20 protein-coding genes are annotated in these 21,173 nt (G+C 38.8%); 2 read left to right on the top strand and 18 right to left on the bottom strand.

Going from position 1 to position 21,173, the window contains the following annotated elements; genetic code table 11:
* Positions 1 to 233: 233 nt before the first annotated feature.
* Positions 234 to 2,006, top strand: a complete 1,773-nt coding sequence (locus AC4MRQ_RS13470) for an OmpL47-type beta-barrel domain-containing protein (protein ID WP_491198204.1) — start codon at positions 234 to 236, stop codon at positions 2,004 to 2,006.
* A 186-nt stretch (positions 2,007 to 2,192) separates the two neighbouring features.
* Here AC4MRQ_RS13470 and hydG read toward each other — a convergent pair whose 3' ends face one another.
* The 17 genes from hydG to nuoE all read right to left on the bottom strand — a co-directional run bounded on the left by hydG (position 2,193) and on the right by nuoE (position 19,471).
* Positions 2,193 to 3,626: a [FeFe] hydrogenase H-cluster radical SAM maturase HydG gene (hydG, locus tag AC4MRQ_RS13465; RefSeq protein WP_491198203.1), complete on the bottom strand. Its 1,434-nt coding sequence runs from the start codon at positions 3,624 to 3,626 to the stop codon at positions 2,193 to 2,195.
* 282 nt (positions 3,627 to 3,908) lie between these two features.
* Entirely contained in the window at positions 3,909 to 4,385 is a 477-nt protein-coding gene (locus AC4MRQ_RS13460; RefSeq protein ID WP_491198202.1) for an NADH-quinone oxidoreductase subunit NuoE family protein, read from the bottom strand.
* A gap of 88 nt (positions 4,386 to 4,473) precedes the next feature.
* Positions 4,474 to 6,240 carry an NADH-dependent [FeFe] hydrogenase, group A6 gene (locus AC4MRQ_RS13455; protein WP_491198201.1) on the bottom strand — a complete coding sequence of 589 codons (1,767 nt, stop codon included), beginning with the start codon at positions 6,238 to 6,240 and terminating at the stop codon, positions 4,474 to 4,476.
* A gap of 34 nt (positions 6,241 to 6,274) precedes the next feature.
* On the bottom strand, positions 6,275 to 8,068 hold the full coding sequence (locus tag AC4MRQ_RS13450) for an NADH-ubiquinone oxidoreductase-F iron-sulfur binding region domain-containing protein (protein WP_491198200.1): 1,794 nt from the start codon (positions 8,066 to 8,068) through the stop codon (positions 6,275 to 6,277).
* Between the two features lie 11 nt (positions 8,069 to 8,079).
* Complete coding sequence (locus tag AC4MRQ_RS13445) at positions 8,080 to 8,487, bottom strand: (2Fe-2S) ferredoxin domain-containing protein (protein WP_491198199.1); 408 nt, start codon at positions 8,485 to 8,487, stop codon at positions 8,080 to 8,082.
* A gap of 63 nt (positions 8,488 to 8,550) precedes the next feature.
* Positions 8,551 to 9,096: a sensor histidine kinase gene (locus tag AC4MRQ_RS13440; RefSeq protein WP_491198198.1), complete on the bottom strand. Its 546-nt coding sequence runs from the start codon at positions 9,094 to 9,096 to the stop codon at positions 8,551 to 8,553.
* Positions 9,096 to 9,839, bottom strand: a complete 744-nt coding sequence (locus AC4MRQ_RS13435) for a PHP domain-containing protein (protein ID WP_491198197.1) — start codon at positions 9,837 to 9,839, stop codon at positions 9,096 to 9,098. The genes AC4MRQ_RS13440 and AC4MRQ_RS13435 overlap by 1 nt, the downstream gene beginning before the upstream one ends.
* Position 9,840: 1 nt before the next feature.
* Positions 9,841 to 10,176: a serine kinase gene (locus tag AC4MRQ_RS13430; protein ID WP_491198196.1), complete on the bottom strand. Its 336-nt coding sequence runs from the start codon at positions 10,174 to 10,176 to the stop codon at positions 9,841 to 9,843.
* Positions 10,163 to 11,542, bottom strand: coding sequence for a [Fe-Fe] hydrogenase large subunit C-terminal domain-containing protein (locus AC4MRQ_RS13425; protein ID WP_491198195.1), 1,380 nt, complete (start codon positions 11,540 to 11,542; stop codon positions 10,163 to 10,165). Before AC4MRQ_RS13425 ends, AC4MRQ_RS13430 begins: the two co-directional genes overlap by 14 nt.
* A gap of 12 nt (positions 11,543 to 11,554) precedes the next feature.
* Positions 11,555 to 11,971 (bottom strand): ATP-binding protein, encoded by a 417-nt coding sequence (locus AC4MRQ_RS13420; RefSeq protein ID WP_491198194.1) that lies wholly within the window; start codon positions 11,969 to 11,971, stop codon positions 11,555 to 11,557.
* 9 nt (positions 11,972 to 11,980) lie between these two features.
* Positions 11,981 to 12,337 carry a DRTGG domain-containing protein gene (locus tag AC4MRQ_RS13415; RefSeq protein ID WP_491198193.1) on the bottom strand — a complete coding sequence of 119 codons (357 nt, stop codon included), beginning with the start codon at positions 12,335 to 12,337 and terminating at the stop codon, positions 11,981 to 11,983.
* 252 nt (positions 12,338 to 12,589) lie between these two features.
* Complete coding sequence (locus AC4MRQ_RS13410) at positions 12,590 to 13,780, bottom strand: SpoIIE family protein phosphatase (protein WP_491198192.1); 1,191 nt, start codon at positions 13,778 to 13,780, stop codon at positions 12,590 to 12,592.
* Positions 13,764 to 15,623 carry a [Fe-Fe] hydrogenase large subunit C-terminal domain-containing protein gene (locus tag AC4MRQ_RS13405; protein ID WP_491198191.1) on the bottom strand — a complete coding sequence of 620 codons (1,860 nt, stop codon included), beginning with the start codon at positions 15,621 to 15,623 and terminating at the stop codon, positions 13,764 to 13,766. The genes AC4MRQ_RS13410 and AC4MRQ_RS13405 overlap by 17 nt, the downstream gene beginning before the upstream one ends.
* A 5-nt stretch (positions 15,624 to 15,628) precedes the next feature.
* On the bottom strand, positions 15,629 to 15,889 hold the full coding sequence (locus AC4MRQ_RS13400) for an NAD(P)H-dependent oxidoreductase subunit E (RefSeq protein ID WP_491198190.1): 261 nt from the start codon (positions 15,887 to 15,889) through the stop codon (positions 15,629 to 15,631).
* Positions 15,890 to 15,955: 66 nt separating this feature from the next.
* Complete coding sequence (locus AC4MRQ_RS13395; RefSeq protein WP_491198189.1) at positions 15,956 to 17,746, bottom strand: NADH-dependent [FeFe] hydrogenase, group A6; 1,791 nt, start codon at positions 17,744 to 17,746, stop codon at positions 15,956 to 15,958.
* A gap of 17 nt (positions 17,747 to 17,763) precedes the next feature.
* Entirely contained in the window at positions 17,764 to 18,942 is a 1,179-nt protein-coding gene (locus tag AC4MRQ_RS13390) for a complex I 51 kDa subunit family protein (RefSeq protein WP_491198188.1), read from the bottom strand.
* Positions 18,943 to 18,991: 49 nt separating this feature from the next.
* Positions 18,992 to 19,471 carry an NADH-quinone oxidoreductase subunit NuoE gene (gene nuoE / locus AC4MRQ_RS13385; RefSeq protein ID WP_491198187.1) on the bottom strand — a complete coding sequence of 160 codons (480 nt, stop codon included), beginning with the start codon at positions 19,469 to 19,471 and terminating at the stop codon, positions 18,992 to 18,994.
* 261 nt (positions 19,472 to 19,732) lie between these two features.
* Between nuoE and AC4MRQ_RS13380 the strand changes: the two genes are divergently transcribed.
* Positions 19,733 to 20,410 carry an AlbA family DNA-binding domain-containing protein gene (locus tag AC4MRQ_RS13380; protein ID WP_491198186.1) on the top strand — a complete coding sequence of 226 codons (678 nt, stop codon included), beginning with the start codon at positions 19,733 to 19,735 and terminating at the stop codon, positions 20,408 to 20,410.
* On the opposite strand, the gene AC4MRQ_RS13375 is transcribed toward AC4MRQ_RS13380, so the two are convergent.
* Positions 20,411 to 21,173: serine hydrolase domain-containing protein (locus AC4MRQ_RS13375; protein ID WP_491198185.1), on the bottom strand; the 763-nt coding region annotated here is incomplete at its 5' end. It lies immediately after the preceding gene.

The following is a 21,173-nucleotide window of genomic DNA, read 5'->3' as shown; positions in this document are numbered from 1 at the left end:
AATTAATTCAAATTCCAGCTTTTTTTTAAATAAAAAAGGAAAGAGCCGTTCGGTATTCTGAATAATAGAGTCATTAATCCTCGTTTTTTATCAACTCGTCAAAATTGAAGTTCATTGTTAATTACTTCTTCACGTTAACAGTAACCCTATAGTACCATAATCGTAACTGAAATCGGAATCTAATTTACAAATCGCACATATTTAAAGTCTACAAATTGAAGTTACTCATGTCAATGAAAAAGAATTTATGTGGTATCCTCTTGCTGTTTATGCTGGCCATAAGCATCCAGGCACAGCAACAAGCCAACCACCCGAAGAAAATGTACCGTAATGAGAATGGTCGATTGTTTGCCAACAAACATCAGCCAATGTATTTAATGCTTTCCACAAGTCCCGGAACAAATGGCGATACACAAGCACTTGAAAGTGAAAGTGCTCCCAAATATGCCAACCCGTTTTACTTTGATTCAGAGGGACTCAATACCATCCGCACCCCTTCACAAGTTGATCCTGATACAAAACAATTGGTGCATCCTGTTGCTGATGTTGTCTTTGAAGTGTATGCCGATGGAATAGCGCCAAGTACCAAGTGTACTTTTAAAAATGCTCAGAAGTATATAAAAAACGATAGCCTGTTTTTTGGTGCCGGCCTTCAAATTACCCTTACAGCAAGTGATAAAACATCAGGTGTAGAAAACACGTATTACAGCATTAATGGTGAACCTTTTAAAGTGGTGAATGGTGAAATCAACATTACTGAAGAGAAAGCCTATTCGATAAAATATTATAGTGTTGACCATGTTGGCAATGTAGAAGCTATTGAAGAAAAACTATTCACGGTTGATAAGACGGCCCCTGCTGTCAGCTGGAAATTAGTCGGTGATGTTTCTGGTGATGTTGTTTCGGCCCGATCAAAAATACAACTATTGGCCGTTGATAAATCAACGGGTGTTAAACACATCAAATACCAATTAAACGATGAACCTGTAAAAACCTATTATAAGCCCATTGATCTGAGCATGATTGAAGATGGTAATCATGATTTTAAGTTCTGGGCCAGCGATAAAGTTGGTAACCGTTCAGACGGTAGCAGTCACACCGAAGATATTGCGGGAGGCGACATGACGACCTTCTCTTTTGTAATTGACTATGATCCACCTGAAGCTACTGCCACTATCACGACCGACCAATATCAAGGAGATTACTTATATGTATCTGAAAGAAGCCGTTGCTTGCTTGATGCCAAGGATAATAATTTGGTTGTTGACAGAACAATGTATGGTACAAACAGAGTGGAAATTGACAAAAAATACACTGAACCGTTTGCTTTTGACTCTAATAAAGGTTTGCAATCGATCTATTTTCACTCTTATGACATGGTAGAAAACAAGTCAAAAGATAACAAGTTGACAGTTTTTATGGATACCGAAGCTCCTACAACTGGCATTGATTATAGAGGACCGCAGTTTTTTAACCGCGATACCTTATTCATCAGCAAATCAACTGAAATTAAGTTATTCTCAGAGGACAATGCTTCAGGTGTTCAAAAAACCGTTTCACAAATCAATAATGGCGACGAGCAAGAGGCTTTGAGTTTTAAATTGCCAGAAGACGGTTTTCACGAAATTAACTTCTTCTCAATGGATAACGTTAATAATAAGGAAGTCTCTAAAACAAGCCAGGTGTACGTCGATAACATTGGACCTGATGTATTTATCAATTTTAGTATTAAACCTACTCGACAGGAATCAATTGATGGAAATAAGGTCAATGTTTATCCTCCTTTTGTGAAGTTATACATTGGAGCAACCGATAAACACTGCGGAACAAAAAGCATCTATTATAGTATAGATGGTGGAGCAAAAAAGAACTATAATGGGAATGGTTCGCCTTCGAATATGGAACTTTTCAAAGAAGAGAAGGTTTACAGTGTTGAAGTTGAAGCTACTGATAAACTTGGTAACAACCAGCTTGAAACATTAAAGTTTAAGGTTTCGAAAAATTAAAGCATAGACTGGATTACGATAGGTGGCAGGGGGGTGATCCTCCTGCCATTTTTTTGAGTTGAATGGAAAATTTAAGGATCGTATCTTTATTTACGTCATAAAATTAAAGATGCGATCCTTAACAACCTTTTTAAAAAAAGCCTGACTAACAGAGTTAATCAGGCTATATATTTAAGCTTAATTATCTTAAAAATACAAATCGCGTTCGCCTTCTTTAATTTTGCCTAAACGTTTGATCAGTTTAGATTTGAATCGCTCGTCTTCATAATCCTTTAAGCTATCCTCAATCAACTGATAGCCTTTTTCCTTTGTTTTTGGCGGTGCATAATCTTCAAGGTATTCTGCCAATGTAAGAATTGCATTAGGCTGACAAAAGCGTTTAATAAACCCAGGTACCGAAAACTCCATAAAATGCTCGCCGGTACGATTTAATCGATAACAGGCCGTACAGAATGAAGGAATATAGCCATCCTCAACCAATTCTTCCATCACTTCATTTAGTGAGCGATCATCGCATATTTCAAACTGCTCGTGATCCAGATCTTGCTGCTCTTTATGGCTGGTATAACCTTTCATCTCAATATTGGTTCCACCATCAATCTGAGAAACACCATATTGCAGTATCTCATCACGAATATACCCTGGTTCGCGCGCCGTCAGTATTAATCCTGTATATGGTACCGCCAGGCGCAGAATAGCAACCAATTTGGTAAAATCAGCATCGCTCACCTCGTATTGTTTATCCACTTCAAAACCAGAAGCAGACTGTATACGCGGAAATGAGATTGTATGAGGCCCAACATTATAGACTGCTTCGAAATGGTTAACATGACGCAACAAACCAAGCACTTCAAAACGCCAGTCGTATAGTCCAAACAAAGCGCCAATACCCACATCGTCAATTCCTGCCTCCTGTGCTCTGTCCAGTCCAGCCAAACGCCATTCAAAATGCTTTTTAGTTCCCTTCAGGTGAACCTTTTCGTAGGTAGGTTTATGATATGTTTCCTGAAAAATCTGGTAAGTACCAATTCCAGCTTCTTTTACAATTTTATAACCGTCAATATCCAGTGGAGCAGCATTGATATTCACTCTTCGAATTTCACCATTCTCGTGTTTAACTCCGTAAACAATTTTAACCGTATCAGCTATAAATTGAGCATCATAACGCGGATGTTCACCATATACCAAAATTAGGCGCTTATGCCCTGTATCTTCCAAAGCGACCACCTGATCAATGATATCCTGCTTACCTAAAGTCAGACGTTCCTGTTTTTTATTTGTCGAGCGAAAACCACAATAAGCACAATCATTGATACACAAATTACCAATGTAAAGCGGTGCAAACAACACAATACGTCTACCGTATACCTGCTCCTTCAATTGTTTAGCAGCCTCTTTTATGCGTTCAATCATCTCAGGCTCGTTGGCATTAACCAAAATCGCCGTTTCTTCAAGACTTAAACGATTCTTCTGTAGCGACTTGGCAATAACTTCATTGACCTGATCCATGCTTGGATTCTGATGAGCATCTATAATTGCATGTATCTCATCTGTATCAATGAAGTTTTCCATTGGCTTATCAGCCAACTTATATTTCTGAGGATTATAAATTATCGACATTTGATCTTCTTTTACCTGATGTCCCTTGCTTGACTTCGACGGTTCAAAATTAGGGGTTTTAAGCTGATTTAAGCAATAAACTACCAGAATTATTATCTGTTAAAAAACAGCATTTCATCAAAGGAATAACGATTTTATTCGTTTACCTGTTATTATCTATCAAATTGAAAATTTCATTGCCTAACTTTCTCCACCAGTGAAGCATTTAAGCAAATTATCTTTCAGTATATAAAACAAAACCGCCTCAATGCATGAGGCGGTTCCATTTCTAAAATATGTATTTTACTTATACTCTTCTAAAATACCTTTTACATCTTCAGCTGCTACGCGACCATAAACTTTTTCGCCAACAGTAACAACTGGTGCTAAACCACAAGCTCCAACGCAACGCAAACAGCTGATTGAGAATTTACCATCTTCAGTAGTTTCTCCAACTTTTACATCTAAGTGACGCTTAAACTCATCCAACACTTTCTCTGCTCCACGCACATAACAAGCTGTACCCATACAAATTGAAATCGGATGCTCTCCCTTAGGAATCATTGAGAAGAAAGAGTAGAATGTTACTACACCATAAACGTGTGCAACAGAAACATTCATTTCGCTTGCCACCAACTCCTGAACTTCAGCAGGCAGATAGCCAAATAATTCCTGAGCTGCATGAAGGGCATTAATCAATTCGCCTCCCTCATTACCAAGCTCTTTACATCTTCCTTTTAATTCTTCCACCTTAGCGGCGGGTAATTTTATATTTGCCATTTTTCTTTTTTTTAGTAGTCAGATATGAGTAGTGAGTAATGAGACAGAGTCAATCTCACTACTCTGTACTTTGTACTGTGCACTACGATTAGATTTCAACCTTCTTTTTCTTATCGTAATAGTGCGTATGAAGCAATTCGTGTGACTTATGTCCACAAGGTTCTCCTAAGAACTCAGAGTATAACTTCTGAATAAATGGATTCTCATGTGACTTACGAAGAATTTTGCCTTTATCTTCTTCATAAATCGCTTTCTGACGCTTTTTCAAGACAGAAACATCTCCATGGTGATATGGCTGACCACCACCACCGATACATCCACCAGGACATGCCATAATTTCAATAGCATGGAACTGTGATTTACCAGCTCTGATATCTTCTAATAATGTACGAGCGTTTCCTAGTCCGTGAGCAATACCAATGTTGATAGGAAGACCATCAAAATCGATTGTTGCAGAACGAATTCCATCGAAACCACGTAACTCTTCAAAATCTACTTTTGGTAGAGGCTTCTTCGTATGAACCTCGTAAGCTGTGCGAACAGCTGCTTCGATTACACCACCTGTAGTACCAAAGATAACTGCAGCACCAGTTGATTCTCCTAGTGGCTGGTCAAAATCATCTTCTTCTAAAGCTTCGAAGTTCAAGTTGGCATTACGGATCATCTGTGCTAACTCACGAGTTGAGATTGACAAATTAACATCAGGATCACCGTCTACCTTAAACTCATCACGGGCACATTCGTATTTCTTAGCCAAACAAGGCATTACTGATACAACAACTACATCTTCACGTTTCTGCTTTAATTGGTCAGCAAAATAAGTTTTTGCAATAGCACCAAACATTTGCTGAGGTGACTTAGCGGTTGATGGAATATCAAGCATATCAGGGAAATGGTGCTCGAAGAAATTCACCCATCCAGGACAACAAGATGTTAAGATAGGTAACTTCACATCTTTATCACCAGCTAAATGTTTACCTAAACGACCAAGCAACTCAGTTCCTTCCTCCATAATGGTCAAGTCGGCAGCAAAATCTGTATCAAATACATGATCGAAACCTAATTTGCGCAATGCAGAAACCATTTTACCGGTAACCAAAGTTCCAGGATCCATTCCAAACTCCTCACCTAATGCTGCACGAACAGCAGGAGCAGTCTGAACAATTACTGTTTTCTTAGGATCAACAATGGCATCCATTACCTTAGCTGAGCTATCACGCTCGGTTAAAGCACCTGTTGGACAAACAGCCACACACTGACCACAGAAGGTACAAGCTGAATGATCAAGGTCCATTTCGAATGCAGGCGCTACAACTGACTCGAAACCACGGTTTACAGCGGAAAGTACCCCAACCGTTTGTACGTCATTACAAGCAGTTTCGCATCGACGACACATGATACACTTCTCCATTTCGCGAACGATAGCCGGTGACTCATCACTTTTGTATGAGTTTTTCTCTCCCTGGTAGCGTACTTCGCGAATACCTAAGTTCTGAGCCATTGTCTGTAATTCACAATCACCAGACTTAGCACAAACCAAACACTCAAATGGGTGATCAGATAAGATCAACTCCATTACTGTACGACGTGCATTAACCACACGTACAGAGTGTGTTTGAATGTCCATCCCTTCTGTACATTCAGTTTTACAAGCCGGTGCTAAGTTGCGACGGCCTTCAACTTCAACCACGCAAACACGACATCCGCCTGGCTTATTCTCAATATTCATATCGTGCAGCTTCATATGACACAAGGTAGGAATATCCACCCCGATGTTTTTGGCTGCCTCTAAGATGGTAGTGCCTTTCTCAACAACTACCTTTTTATTATCTATGCTTAATTGAACGATTTCCATTCTTCTATCTTTTACTGTTCAAAAATTAGCCTGGTTACTGAATGCTGATTGCACCAAACTTACATTTTTCATAACAAGCACCACACTTGATACAAGTCTCCTGACTGATTAAATGAGGCTCTTTCTTATCACCGGTAATCGCATCAACCGGACATACGCGAGAACATAATGTACATCCAATACACTTATCTTCACTGATAATGTATTGCATTAATGACTTACACTGACCAGCCGGACATTTACCCTCGTGAACGTGTGCTTCATATTCATCAGCAAAGTTCTCCATTGTTGAAAGAACAGGGTTAGGTGATGTTTGACCTAATCCACAAAGTGAAGTATCCTTAATTACATTACTTAGGTTGCGCAATAAAGTAAGATCTTCTTCTGTTCCTTTTCCTTCGGTTAATTTATCAAGCATTTCGTATAAACGCTTGTTACCAATACGACATGGAGCACATTTACCACATGATTCTTCAACTGTAAAATCTAAATAGAATTTAGCTACAGAAACCATACAATCGTCCTCATCCATTACGATCATACCACCTGACCCCATCATTGAGCCACAAGCTAATAAGTTATCGTAATCGATTGGAATATCTAAATGCTTTTCAGTTAAGCAACCACCTGATGGTCCACCTGTCTGAACAGCCTTAAATTTCTTACCATCTTTGATACCACCACCAATGTCGAAGATTACTTCGCGAAGTGTGGTACCCATAGGCACTTCAATTAAACCAACGTTATTTACTTTACCTGCTAAAGCAAACACCTTGGTACCTTTACTCTTCTCAGTACCAATACTGCTAAACCACTCAGCACCTTCTAACAAGATAACCGGAATGTTAGCGTACGTTTCAACGTTGTTTACGTTGGTAGGCATTCCTTTATATCCACTCTCTGATGGGAACGGAGGCTTCACAGTTGGCTCTCCTCGCAGACCTTCCATAGAGTGAATCAATGATGTTTCCTCACCACAAACGAATGCACCAGCACCGTAGCGTAACTCAACATCAAAACTAAATCCAGTGCCGAAAATATCGTCACCTAACAATCCGTACTCACGAGCTTGATCAATAGCTATTTTCAAACGCGAAATTGCTAATGGATACTCTGCACGGATGTAAATCAATCCTTTTGATGCACCTGTACAGTACCCATTGATAGCCATAGCTTCCAATACTGCATGAGGATCACCTTCAAGGATTGAACGGTCCATAAATGCACCCGGGTCACCCTCATCAGCATTACAAACCACATATTTCTGCTCAGCTTCCACTTTGCGCGTGATGTCCCACTTTAAACCAGTTGGGAAACCACCACCTCCGCGACCGCGAAGACCTGAGTCAATAATCACTTTAATCGCTTCTTCAGGTGTCATTTCTGTTAATGCTTTACCTAAAGCAGCATATCCGTCACGAGCAATATACTCGTCAATATTTTCAGGGTTGATAAAACCACAGTTACGCAATGCAATACGAATCTGCTTTTTGTAGAAGCCCATATCTTTCGATTCTGACACACGCTCTTGCGTTTCAGGATCTGTATACAACAAACGCTCTACTTTACGACCTTTTACCAAGTGCTCTGCAATAATTTCCGGAGCATCTTCAGGAGTTACCTGTACGTAAAAAGTATTGTCAGGTACCATTTTTACAACAGGACCTTTTTCACAAAAACCGAAACATCCGGTTCTTACCACTTGTACTTCGTTCTCAAGGCTGTTTTCCTCTAAAACTTTACCAAGATTCTGTACAATTTCTTCACCTTGCGAGGCACGGCAACCAGTTCCGCCGCAAACAAGGATATGATTTTTATATTTAGCCATAGCGCAAAAAACTATTCGTTTTTATTCTCTTTTACTGTTTCGTAATTCACCGGGATGATACCATCCACCAACTCTCCTCTGATAACATACTTTTCAATGATTTCATTGGCCTTTTTATTATCCACATGACCAAAAACCACTGGTTCATTACCTGGTAGAGTTACTTCAATGGTAGGTTCTGCGTGGCAGTATCCCATACATCCGGTTTGAGTAACTATGGCATCAATTGCCTGACGATCCATTTCTTCAATCATATGGTTCATCACTTCTTTTGCACCTGAGGCAATACCACAGGTAGCCATCGACACTTTTACCTGAACCATTTTTTCAGGATTGTCGCTTTTCTCACGCAAACTAACTTTAGTCTGCAATTCTTCGCGCATTTTGCGCAAATCAGCCAGAGATTTTACTTTTGACATAGCGATTGGTTATTATTAATTACACATTCTTTTGTTTGTCTGGATGCCTTACTTATCAGGCATTTAATCAAATTCTATTTTTAATTCCTTTAAATTCTCTTCAATCATTTCTTTTAAAAAACTCGTCACTCTTGGCAGGCGGATATCCAAATCACCCATTACCTCTTTCACCTCGTTAGTGCTAATCGCAAACTCATCATCACCTTGTTTCACTTCAAATTTCAGATTTACACCATCATTACCAGTTATCATCATTGCAGCTGTTGAAGCGATATCTCCAATTGGCGGGCGATCAATATGTTTTCTTCCAAACTGAGCCATTAAAGTTGTTCCAACACCAAGCTCTGATTTTAAAGTCATTTGACCATCGGTCAGTTCTGCATTTTGCTTGATGAGTGGAATACCCATCCCAACTTTTCGGGTTGTACGTGATGTATAAAATGGATCACTTACACGTTCCAAAGTTTCCTCATCAATTCCTGAACCATCATCCTTTACTGTAATGCATAACCATTGCTCATTAATTTCGATGGAAAGCACCACATTCTCCGCTTTTGCTCTTACCGAATTCTGGACAATGTCCATAATATGCATTGATAAATCCTTCATTATCTTAACTCCACTACTTTTCGACCATCTTCCTGATGCAATGCTTTTCTTAATTCTTCAAAACCGGCTTCTTCCATTTCGATTATTGAATAATGAGAACCGATTTGATCCGGGAAGTGAGCGTCAGACGAACGAAGAACAGTATATTGTTTCAATTCAGGATGCTTCTTTAATTGCTCCTCAACATCAACACTAGCACTCATTCCTATAGCATCAGGTGAGATGTCAAAAGGCATAAAACCCAATTGACTGTACACACTAAAACTTGGTCGGAATATATGAGCTGGTATAAACAAACCATTCAACTCCCGGACTTTTTGCTCAACCTCATCAATAGATTGATTTAAAGCACTGATCAACAAGCGCTCCTCCTGACCTTCGATTTCTTCATCTGCATTAACCCACACCTGATGACCAAACTTATCTGTATCATTAGGTATATTGGGCAAATGCTCATCCAGATAAGCCTGAAAAGCTTCAAGTTTTTCAAAATTTTCAAAGAACGTTAAACAGTGCACCTCTTCCTTGGTAGTAACTTCAGCGCCACAAAACACTGTTAATCCTTTTTGATTACCAACCTTATGCACTTCGGCACATTGCCTGGTACTATTATGGTCGGTTATACCTATGATATCTAATCCTCGTTCTAAAGCTTTATCTACAATTACCACCGGGCTCATCTCTAAACTTCCACATGGAGACAGGACCGTATGCATATGCAAATCCGCTTTAAGACGCTTCATATCATCCTTTCAACAATTTGTATAATTCGCCGGATAACTCAAAAGCTTCCAATGACGAACTCAATAACGGAATACCTTCATCGTTACTCTGACTAATTGTATTCTCATCAGCTTCCAAATCCTTTACAATAATTACAGCAGCCACTTCCTTAAGTGATGCCACAGCCATCACATTTCGATGGGTTTGCAGGGTTATCCACACCTGGCCTTCGTCAACATTCCCCATCACATCGCTCAGAAGGTCTGATGTGTAGCCACCGGTTACTTCATTTTGAAGTCCTTCCTCACCACCAATTACCTTCAGGTTAAGTTTTTCTATGATGTCACAAACTTTCATTCTTTGCTCCTTTTTTCTTACAATCTTTATCTAAACGGTCTTTGCCCCAAGTCTTTTCAATGATTCTAATCGAATGCATCGGATCCAGTTTCTTGGTTTTTTCCATCATCCGCTGCAAGAAGACGCAGTTAGATAAATGCGCTTCTTTGCGAACTATATCCTTGGCCAGACTTTCACAATTAGGTGCACCACAAGCACCACAATCAATACCTGGTAAATAGCACATCATACGACGGACCCGCTCCATCTTTTTAAGAGCAATACCCATATCTTCATCCAGCACCATCATTGACCGAGGCTCGATTTTCCCAACTGCACTATTATCCTTTATTAGTCTTCTATGTTCGTCTGAGATATTCTGTACATACTTGCCCGAAGCATTGATGCGTTCAGCTCTGTTTTTTATTCTTTCAACTGTTAAAAAACGGTTTTCGGTTAACAGAACACCGCCTGCACAGCTCTGGTCACAAGCTCTTAATTCAAGAAAATCAACATTAATTATCTCATCATTTTCAACTTTCTCGAGGAATGAAATAACATTATGAATCTCATCAATGGCTAAGCATCGTCCTGTCATGTGTGTTGCTTCACCATCGGTCAGGCTCCAGTTTAGTCCTTTTGGAGAAAGATATGGTACAGTCTCATCACATTTCTCCATTGATTCTGATCGTGTTTTTAGAACATGGTAAACCTTGTTATAGAGAAAATCCATGTTAATTACTCCGTCAACGTTGGATGCCTCATCTCCCACCGGACTTTTAACCGTGGCAATTTTCGAAGCACACGGTGTTACATAAAAGATTCCAATCTCATCGGAACTTTTCCCTTCTTCCTGTAGTAATTGACGATAGTATAAAGCTGTTGTATCAATAGGTGGTTTAATTGGAATGATGTTATTAACCAAACCAGGAAAGCGAACCTGTATTAAACGTACAATAGATGGGCAGAATGCACTAATCATTGGCTTATCACGATCTGATTCCAGTTCTTCAAGCATCGATTCATTAATGACATCAACGGTTGCTTCTGCAGGAATAATATGCGTAAAGCCAAGCCCCTTTAATACATCAATTATTTCGCACTCTTTAATGTGTTTTGAAAATTGACCAATGAAAACCGACGGCAGAATAGCCACCCGGTATTTAAAATTGAAGATTTTCTCGAAGTCGTCCTGCTCTACATAAAACGCATCCACAGGACATGCTTTCATACACTCGCCACAATCAACACACCAGTTTTTACGTATCGATGCAACACCATCCCTAATTCGGATGGCATCTGTTGGACAAACATTCATGCAATGGGTACAACCATAACATAAATCTTCATCGACCTTTAACGCATGATAAAACTGTTGTTCACACATAGCAATTACCTCTTAACTTGTCAATTTAGTCGTTAGCTCTACTACTGTACCTTCACCTACTTTACTTGATATATCAATCTCATCAGCATTTCTTTTCATATTGGGTAATCCCATTCCTGCTCCAAATCCCATTTCTCTCACCATTGCCGATGCAGTTGAGTAGCCTACCTGCATTGCCAAATCAATATCTGGTATTCCCGGCCCTTCATCCTCAATGCGTATATATATTCTGCTTGTATCAATATCTACCAAAACGCTTCCTTTATATGCATGGGCAACTACATTCACTTCTCCTTCATAGAGTGCTACAACGATACGTTTTATAATTTTCGGGTCAACATTCAGCTGCTTTAGAACCTTTTTAACACTACTTGCAGCATTACCTGCTTTAGCAAAGTTTCCTCCTTCAACCTCGTAGCTAAATTCCATACACTTATATCAATAAACAGGTGTTACACCCGCTTCATGCAACATCCCTATGGTTCTAAACATTGAATACTGACATTCAACGAGTACCATATTATTTTCATTTGCCACTTCAACCATATCCGGTGTCACTTTCTTCCCTCTGACAAAAACCACACAGTCAATATCAGCCATTTCAGCTGTCCTTACGGTTTGCATATTTGTCAATCCGGTAATCAGTACCAATTGCTCAGATTCCAGTGTCAATACATCACTCATCAAATCACTGGCAAACGCATGTTCTACTTCATTATCAATAAAATCATCGCCACAAACAATTCGAGCCTCCAGCAGCTCTGCAATTTTCTTTATTTTTATTGATGACGCCATATTAGTTAATCTTAACTGGGTTCATTTTGCGAACTATTAAAGAAATATTTCGCGAATACCTTGACAAACTAATACTAATATACCGAGAAAAAAAAGGTCAGATGTTTGTTTTCGTTAATACAGAACAAGTCTAAATTAAAACGTAACAAATCAATGAATAAGATTTTAGGATAGTTTCGATTTGAAAGATCCTCTTCCTATTAAGTTTCAATCCATAACCAATCAGAGATATATGATTTACATCATATTTACTTACATATACTCAATGGTTACGTCTTTCAGAAATTTTTCTTCAAGCAACCGCACAACGCGTTTTACAACTGTTCGACGTATTTCTAATTCAACCGGTAAGTTTGGATCCTGATGAGCAACATTGATTCTTGTACCATTTAAAACATGTATACGATCGCTCTCAAATAACAATTTTATTATTTGATCGGCCGGACCATTGCCTAAGCGAATGTTAGAGTTATAGCTCTCAAGTAAGCGAGCTACTTTTCCCAATGTCAGAATTCCTTCTGTCACCAGGCTAATACCTTCCATATATGAGACAGGTGGTAATTCAGCATCATCTGATTCGATACCGGCATCAAACTTTAATGCCAATTCGCGAGCTACCACTTCTGCAGTTGTTCCGCCTGCTATTATCTTTTTCCCCTTGTACTGTTTAACCTTTAATGCAAAGTCAAAATCGTTATGCTCATCAAATGGAGGGCCGGTTGTTAAAAGTAATTTACGCGGTTCGCGATAATAAATAACCCCACAAGAGGAATCGTCCTTTGGGCTATCTCCATCGTGAAGTTTTGCCGAATTAATAACTTTCTGTCCTAATTTACCAGATGAAGCAAAAGGCGTATATTTAACTATTTTCTTGACATATTCGCCTAATTTATCACGCCCCCAACCAAATGGAAAAGCCTTTGTCCCCATTCCTGACTGAACAATACCATCTGACCAAAAGAAAATCCGATCTTCCAATTGAGCTTTAAATTTACAGATATGTAATTTCTTTCCTTTATTCTGCTCACTTTCAAGAACTAAATCTTCCCATCCCGGATCAAACTCTTCCTGTCCTCTCATTATCAAGCACAATGGATTATCATATTCAACAATGGTTGTGGTACCGTCATCTTCTATATCGATAATCGTAAAAGTACTATAGCTTACTTTCCGTACGCTACACACTGGCAGAGTGTTCATTATAATTTCAGCGGTGCGTGCTACTTCACGATGCTCAATTGTAAAATTCATTGCCATTGAAGCTGTAAGCGTTGCCAGGACGTTTGCTTTCACCCCGCTACCCATACCATCTGACAGAACCGCAATGATCCGGCCTTCCTCTTTTATTCTTCGAGAAAGAAATACATCGCCACAAATAATCTCACCAACATGGTTATTTTGACGACATTCTACATCGATAAAGAATCTATTTTCCGGCTCCATTGGCTTCTCCTAATTGTTGCGCTTCAATGATACTGTTTAAGGTTTTTTCTGTCTTGGAAGCACTCTCTCCTAACAAAAAGGCAATCTGCTGAACTGTTTCCAGGTTTTCTTTAATAACGTCCTGAGCTCGTTTTATTACTTCTTCTTTCCTTACCTCAGGTGTAACCAAGTCTCTAATAATGCCTCCTACAATCTCGTTACGCTTAATGGTAAAAACAGAAACATTGAAAATTGAATCTGCATAATCTACATCACGATCCAACACATCTTGTCCCGACTGCAATACAGTTGAGAATACTTTATGGAAACTAACCAGACTTTTTAACTCAGCACCTTTCAATCCTGGCACTACTTCAGCTATTTCTTTAGCATCTTCTCCAAGCATCTCAACAAATCTTTGATTAGCCTCAATGACGTTCAAATCATTGTCAACAATTACAACTCCAGCACGCAATTTGTTCAGCATAGCTGTTGTTGTTTCTGCAGCCTCACGAGCTAACTGCTCCTCATCCCTTGCTTTTTCCTCACTCTTAACCAATGCTTCCTGAGTTTTCTTATATTTTTCGTTTGCTGCATTTACTTTATTGACATAGGCCCGTAACTTTTTAATCGAGAATGTATAGCATTGCTCATAATCAGTAAGCCCCTGCAGATGCGCAACTGCAAACTCTCGGCAAGTTGGGTAGCCACATGCGCCACATCCCAATTGATCTTCACGTTTGGATTTACCCATATCGGCCAACACTACATCTACTTCTGCCTTAGTTGGAATTGGTAATCTAATATCTTTCGGCCGGAACGCCCTGGTTAATTCAAGGTTTTTGAATTCTTCAATATCCAAACGCCATTGATAGGCATCAATCGCTTTCATTCGTTTGTTGACATACTTAATAACCTGCGATCGCCGGGTAAATTTTTTACCTCCTTGTGAAGTTCCAGGCCCTTGTATACATCCTTTACAATAAAATAGGTCGAGATGTTGGTTCAGTTGATTTTCGGATTTAAACTCTTTAATTGATTGCAAAAAGTTAGTTCGCCCTTCAGTAATAATAATATTGCCTTCAAGCAATCCCTGATTAATATCTACGGCCTGAAACAACCCATGTGATATAGGAAACAAGCCGCCTTTTCTTCCAAGCGGAGGATCGAATTCACTGAATTCAACAGTATTTTCCGAAATACCTTTATGAGTAAACATCTCCCTTAACTCAGCGAATGTAATTACACTATCAATGTGTCCATCAGTATGATAAAACTTTTTCGCTTCATCTTTTGCAGCTGTACACGCTGTAATATAAACCATCTTCACTTCTTCTCCATAGCGCTTATGCAATACTTTTGCCATAGCAATATAAGGTGGTACTATCGGCGCCAGGTTATCCACCAACTCCGGTTCCTGTTTTTCAATGTAACTGGTTACAGCAGGACATTTGGTTGTGATGTAATGCTTTCCCTGAAAGTTATCAACTAAATCTTTGTATTTGTAAGCGATTAAATCAACGGCAAAAGACATTTCTGTCACCAAATCGAACCCGATTTCCCGTATCATTGCAACAAATTTTCGATAATCAGCTATATCAGTAAATTCACCAGATATTGCAGGATCACAAATTGCAGCGACCTTACTATCCGTATTAATCAGGTTTTCTACATTTTGCATCTCATTACGATATTGAATTGCTTCCTGTGCACACATTACTACACATTGCCCACAGCCAATACATCTATCAGGTAATATTTGAGCATGTTTATCGGCAATTTTAATAGCCTTTGCCGGACATACTCTAACACAAGTATAACTTAAATTACACTTCTCTTTATCAGTTACAATTAATTGTCCCATAACACTTACCTCTCCTGTTCAACTTCAAAGTAGTTGGTTAAGATTTCATATACATTCTCTACAGTTACCTTAGAAAATAATTTTTCATCAATTTTCAGTACCGGTCCCTCTTCACACTTGCCGCCACATAAGTCTCCGTGAAAGAAAACCTCTGCATTAAGCTGATGTTTTTTAAGAAAATCTTTAACAACTTCTAACACGTCTTTATTGCCCCTTGAAAAACAAGAACTTCCAAGACATATTACTATCTCATGTTTAGTATCCATAATCAAAACTCGAAAATCAAGTTCAAAATAATAAAAAGAAACCGACCTAAGCCGGTTTCTTGAGAATTAATACCGATTTCTTTCGGTATAATGGGTATGCAGTAATTCATGAGACTTTTCTCCAAGCGGTTCTTTTAAGAACTCTTCGTACAAATGTACCACCTCAGGATTTTCATGTGACTTACGAATTGGTTTAAGGGCATCTTCCTGATAGATAGCTTCGCTGCGCTTCTTCCTGATAACTGGTGAAGTTGGTATTGGTTGACCTCCACCACCAAGGCAGCCACCGGGACAAGCCATTATCTCAATAAAGTGATATTCAGCTTTGCCATCCCGAACATCTTCCATCACTTGCTTTGCGTTTGATAAACCGTGAGCGACACATGTTTTAAGTTCAACTCCTTCCAGAAAATCCCATTCCGGTAATACATCCTCTATTTTTATGCTTGCTACGCGAATGTTTTCCATTCCACGAACTGGTGTAATGTTTAAACCATCAAAAGGCACCTCGCGTCCTGTTACAACTTCGTAAGCTGTTCTTAAGGCCGCCTCCATAACGCCTCCTGTTGCTCCAAAAATCACTCCGGCTCCACTGGATTCTCCCATTATGCTATCATACTCATCATCCGGCAAGGAAGCAAAATCAATTCCGGCTTGTTTAATCATTAATGCCAATTCACGTGTTGTCAAAACAAAATCGACATCTTTGTAGCCACTGCTTCTCATTTCAGGTCGATCAGCTTCGTATTTTTTAGCTGTACAAGGCATAATTGATACGCTCACCATATTATCCGGTTCAACTTTTATCTTATTGGCATAAAATGTTTTGGCCAATGCCCCGAACATCTGTTGAGGAGATTTAGCTGTTGATACATTTGGTAAATACTCGGGAAATGCATGTTCAATAAACTTCACCCAACCAGGTGAACACGAAGTAGTCATAGGTAATTTAACACTAGGATCTTTTTCTTTCACAGCTTTTTTCAAACGCTGTAGTAATTCATTACCCTCTTCAATAATGGTTAAATCCGCTGTAAAATCCGTATCTAAAACCGAACTAAATCCTAAACGCCTTAAGGCAGAAACCATTTTACCAGTAACTATCTCTCCGGGAGGCATACCCAGCGCCTCACCTAATGCTATGCGCACAGCAGGTGCCGTTTGGACTACAACATGTTTTGCTTCTGAATTAAGTGCTGACCATACTTCGTCGAGATATGTTTTTTCTGTTAACGCACCTGTAGGACATCGATTGACACATTGTCCGCAATTGGTACAAACAACTTCAAACATTGGCTTATCAAAAAATGACGATACTTTCATATCCTCACCTTTATGGGCAACTGTTAAGGCACTAATGCTTTGCAATTGATCACAAGTTCTAACACATCGTTGACAGCGTATACACTTGCTATCATCCTTAATAATTGATGGCGAGAAATTATCAATGGTATATCCTTTATGAGCCACCAAATCAATAAATCCATTTTCGCCTACAATATATTCGGATGATAATTCCTGCAACTCACATTTACCGTTTTTATAACATCTTGTGCAATCAGCCCGGTGCTCACTCACTAACAACTCAACAATTTGCTTGCGGGCACTGCGAACTTTCATGCTATTAGTATGAATTTCCATACCCTCAGCAACTGGCATAGCACAGGCCGGTAATAAGCGATCACTTCCTGTTTGTTCAACAACACATACACGACAATTTCCGGCTACACACAGATCTTCATGATAACATAAGGTAGGAATACGGATATTAACTTTACTGGCAGCATCAAGTATCGTAGCTCCACTATGAATACTAACTGCTATATTATCTATTTTAAGATTAATCTTATCTGACATAATTCATGCTTTAGATGTTAGTAAATCATTTCTTCTCTGAAGTTCTCGACAATTGAAGAGAATGAATTAGCGACAGATTGCCCTAATCCACATTTGGCAGTAACACGCATTGCTTCTGACAACTCCAACAGCTTATCCAAATAAGAAGAAGGCTGCTCTCCTTTTTTAACTGCTTTAATTCCTAATAGAAGTTGTTGTGTGCCTACACGACATGGTGTACATTGACCACACGATTCTTCTACAAAGAAATCGAGATAATTATGCAGAACGTTATACATTGAACGCGATGAATTAAAAATCATCATCGATCCACCTGTTGGTAAAGACGTTCCCCTCAGTTTGCCCTGGTAACCAATTACTGTTTTTCCAAATTTTTTACGAGGTACACAAAAGCCTGATGCTCCTCCAACCTGGACTGCTTTAGAATCTCCGTCACCAAAATCATCGACAAATTTTTGAAGTGACATACCAAATTCCAACTCATAAATCCCCGGAATAGGTGTATCACCAGATACGGAGAATACTTTTGAACCTCTTGAATCCTGTATACCTAAATCTTTGAATTTATCAGGCCCATATTTCATAATTGAAAAAGTATGAGCTAAGGTTTCAACGTTATTGATAACAGTCGGTTTATCTTTATAGCCGCAATCAGTTGGGAATGGAGGCTTATTGCGCGGTTCTCCTCTCTTACCTTCCATACTTTCAAATAATGCACTTTCTTCACCACAAATGTAAGCCCCACTACCTAAGAATATTTCCACTCTGAAGTCAAGCTCCAGACTATCCAATAGATTATGAAACTCTTCAATTACTTTCAATAATTGTGGTTTCAAAAATTTATATTCGCCTCTTAAGTAAATATATCCTTTCCGTGCACCTATAATATGGCCGCAGACAGCCATACCTGTTAATACCTTATGTGGCACACTGGAAAGTATCTCACGATCTTTAAAGGTTCCTGGTTCTCCCTCGTCGGCATTACAAATCACATATTTATCATCTGCTTTAGCTTCTGCAGCCAGTTTCCATTTTAATCCGGTTGGAAAACCAGCACCACCACGACCTTTGAGACCTGAACTAATAAGGTCGTTGATCACTTCGTCATTGCTACGAGCTAAGGTTTTCTTTAAGATTGCTTCGCTATCGTGTTCATTCTTAAAAATGAGATCAAGTCTTTGTAAGTTCTTTTTCATTTTGTTGCGTGTTTTATGAAACCAAATTCACTTATGAACTAATTAATATCTAATTAGCACTGATTTCCTGTTGTTTATATTTCATAATTATAGCACGCACTTTTTCTGGCGTTAGTTCAGTATAAGGTTCATCATTTATGAGCATTGCCGGTCCTTTATGGCATTGCCCCAAACAGTTTGTCTCCAACAGGGTGAACATGCGATCATGCGATGTTTCACCAAGATTGATTTTTAAAACTGTCTCCAGCTCTTTTATAATTTGATTTTTTCCATGCATCATACAGGTAATTGTTTTACATACCCGAATCACATATTTACCGAGCGGCTTTGTGTGCAGAAATGAATAAAAAGTTGCTGTACCATACACTTGAGCTGCTGAGATATCCAGCTCACGTGCAACTTCAACCATTGCATCTTCTGAGATGTGCTGCTCCTGATTAATAATTCCTTGAAGAATGGGTAAAAGACTCTCCATTGTCCGTCCATGTTGCTCGGCCAATACTTTTACCAATTGTTTTACTTCAGCCATAACTGTTGATTTAAGGGTTTAATAATCTTAGTATAAAGAATTATTTCTCTAAAAGTTAAGTTTTTTTAACATTATTTCCCATGACAATTTTCATTATTACAGAAAGAATTCGTTATTAATATTCATTCTTAATAATTAAATACCAACGCATTGCAGGCTATTTAAGCATTTCAAGTACTTTTTACTTAGTAACAACATACTTTGAAATTGCTTTTTATTAATCCTGTCATTTTTCCGAACTTTGCCCAAAATTGAATTACCGTGAATCAAAAAGAACTTCAGCAAATGATTTTGGAGGGAGAACACCTTCATCAGGATTTTAAATTTGCGATTACAGATACAAAAAAAATTGCACGTTCTATTGCTGCATTTGCAAATACAGAGGGCGGCCGATTATTAATTGGTGTAAAGGATAATGGAAAAATAGCAGGTGTTGAGTCAGATGAAGAATATTATATGATTGAAGCTGCCGCAAAACGTCACTGCAAGCCTGCTGTTAATTTTGAAACACGCAAATGGGAAATTGAAGGCAAAACTGTACTTGAGATCATTATAGATAAAAGCAAAAAACGCCCGCACACGGCTCCTGATAAAGATGGTAAATCTACCTATTATGTGAGAGTAAAGGATCAAAACCTGGTTGCTAACCGAATTTTAACAGAAGTATGGAAACGTGAAAAAGAACCAGGTGGAGCACTTCTAAAAATTAAATATGCCGAAAGTAAGTTATTAACTTACCTTGGAATACATGGCTATATTACATTTTCAAAGTTTTGTGGTATGGCAAATATTAGTCCACGAAAAGCGGAGAAAATCCTAATCAACCTTATCCACATGAAGGTGATAGAAATGGAGATCACAGAAAGTCAAATCTTTTATAAGATGAACAGCAAACCTGAATACCCGGAACCAAATCAAGGTTTGCCCGAAGATTGGTAGCTATTCTGCTTCTTTTAAAGCATCATAAAATACCTGCTGGATGGATGGTCGTACATTCATCCGGTAGATTAATGGATTATTCCTGGTAGAGTATACCCGGTTTGACAAAAAGATATAGATCAGATCATATTCCGGGTCCATCCATACAAATGTTCCGGTAAAACCACTGTGACCGAAACTTTCGGGACTAACACCCGGTGCCGGATAACTGTCTGTAATCGATAAGGTATCGTTACCAAATAAAGGTTTATCAAACCCAGCACCTCGTCTGTTATCGTTATCAGGATATTGGACTTTAGTAAATTCGTTAAATGTCTCTTCAGAAATATATTGCACTCCGGCATAGTTTCCTTTCTGCAAATACATCTGCATCAATTTAGCCAAATCATCAGCACTTGAAAATAGACCGGCATTTCCCGAAACTCCACCCATTACTGCTGCTGCCTCATCATGCACCATTCCTTTTATCTGGCACTTTCTGTAAAGGCTGTCATACTCAGTCGGGACAATCCGACTATCATCAATTTTGTCCCTCGGATTATAACGTAAAGAAGATGCTCCTAACGAATTAAAAATGCGATACAATTCTTCTTCATACTCATCATTATAAATATCACTCAAGAGCTCAGGATATATCATATAAGACAATCCACTGTATTTATATTTAGCTTCTGGCAATAATGTGGATTTACGAATTGCCTTATATACCTCTTTCTTAAACTTTCCAGATAAATATAGATTTTTTTCAATTTTCAATGAATAT

The sequence above is a fragment of the Carboxylicivirga sp. genome, from assembly GCF_982718395.1.
Note: the sequence above shows the minus strand (reverse complement) of the source record. Positions and strands in the feature narration are given on the sequence as shown.

Excerpts from the sequence above, each read along its gene's own strand:
- AC4MRQ_RS13470 (WP_491198204.1), top strand. The coding sequence starts at position 234 with ATGAAAAAGAATTTATGTGGTATCCTCTTGCTGTTTATGCTGGCCATA.
- hydG (WP_491198203.1), bottom strand. The coding sequence starts at position 3,626 with ATGTCGATAATTTATAATCCTCAGAAATATAAGTTGGCTGATAAGCCA.
- AC4MRQ_RS13460 (WP_491198202.1), bottom strand. The coding sequence starts at position 4,385 with ATGGCAAATATAAAATTACCCGCCGCTAAGGTGGAAGAATTAAAAGGA.
- AC4MRQ_RS13455 (WP_491198201.1), bottom strand. The coding sequence starts at position 6,240 with ATGGAAATCGTTCAATTAAGCATAGATAATAAAAAGGTAGTTGTTGAG.
- AC4MRQ_RS13450 (WP_491198200.1), bottom strand. The coding sequence starts at position 8,068 with ATGGCTAAATATAAAAATCATATCCTTGTTTGCGGCGGAACTGGTTGC.
- AC4MRQ_RS13445 (WP_491198199.1), bottom strand. The coding sequence starts at position 8,487 with ATGTCAAAAGTAAAATCTCTGGCTGATTTGCGCAAAATGCGCGAAGAA.
- AC4MRQ_RS13440 (WP_491198198.1), bottom strand. The coding sequence starts at position 9,096 with ATGAAGGATTTATCAATGCATATTATGGACATTGTCCAGAATTCGGTA.
- AC4MRQ_RS13435 (WP_491198197.1), bottom strand. The coding sequence starts at position 9,839 with ATGAAGCGTCTTAAAGCGGATTTGCATATGCATACGGTCCTGTCTCCA.
- AC4MRQ_RS13430 (WP_491198196.1), bottom strand. The coding sequence starts at position 10,176 with ATGAAAGTTTGTGACATCATAGAAAAACTTAACCTGAAGGTAATTGGT.
- AC4MRQ_RS13425 (WP_491198195.1), bottom strand. The coding sequence starts at position 11,542 with ATGTGTGAACAACAGTTTTATCATGCGTTAAAGGTCGATGAAGATTTA.
- AC4MRQ_RS13420 (WP_491198194.1), bottom strand. The coding sequence starts at position 11,971 with ATGGAATTTAGCTACGAGGTTGAAGGAGGAAACTTTGCTAAAGCAGGT.
- AC4MRQ_RS13415 (WP_491198193.1), bottom strand. The coding sequence starts at position 12,337 with ATGGCGTCATCAATAAAAATAAAGAAAATTGCAGAGCTGCTGGAGGCT.
- AC4MRQ_RS13410 (WP_491198192.1), bottom strand. The coding sequence starts at position 13,780 with ATGGAGCCGGAAAATAGATTCTTTATCGATGTAGAATGTCGTCAAAAT.
- AC4MRQ_RS13405 (WP_491198191.1), bottom strand. The coding sequence starts at position 15,623 with ATGGGACAATTAATTGTAACTGATAAAGAGAAGTGTAATTTAAGTTAT.
- AC4MRQ_RS13400 (WP_491198190.1), bottom strand. The coding sequence starts at position 15,889 with ATGGATACTAAACATGAGATAGTAATATGTCTTGGAAGTTCTTGTTTT.
- AC4MRQ_RS13395 (WP_491198189.1), bottom strand. The coding sequence starts at position 17,746 with ATGTCAGATAAGATTAATCTTAAAATAGATAATATAGCAGTTAGTATT.
- AC4MRQ_RS13390 (WP_491198188.1), bottom strand. The coding sequence starts at position 18,942 with ATGAAAAAGAACTTACAAAGACTTGATCTCATTTTTAAGAATGAACAC.
- nuoE (WP_491198187.1), bottom strand. The coding sequence starts at position 19,471 with ATGGCTGAAGTAAAACAATTGGTAAAAGTATTGGCCGAGCAACATGGA.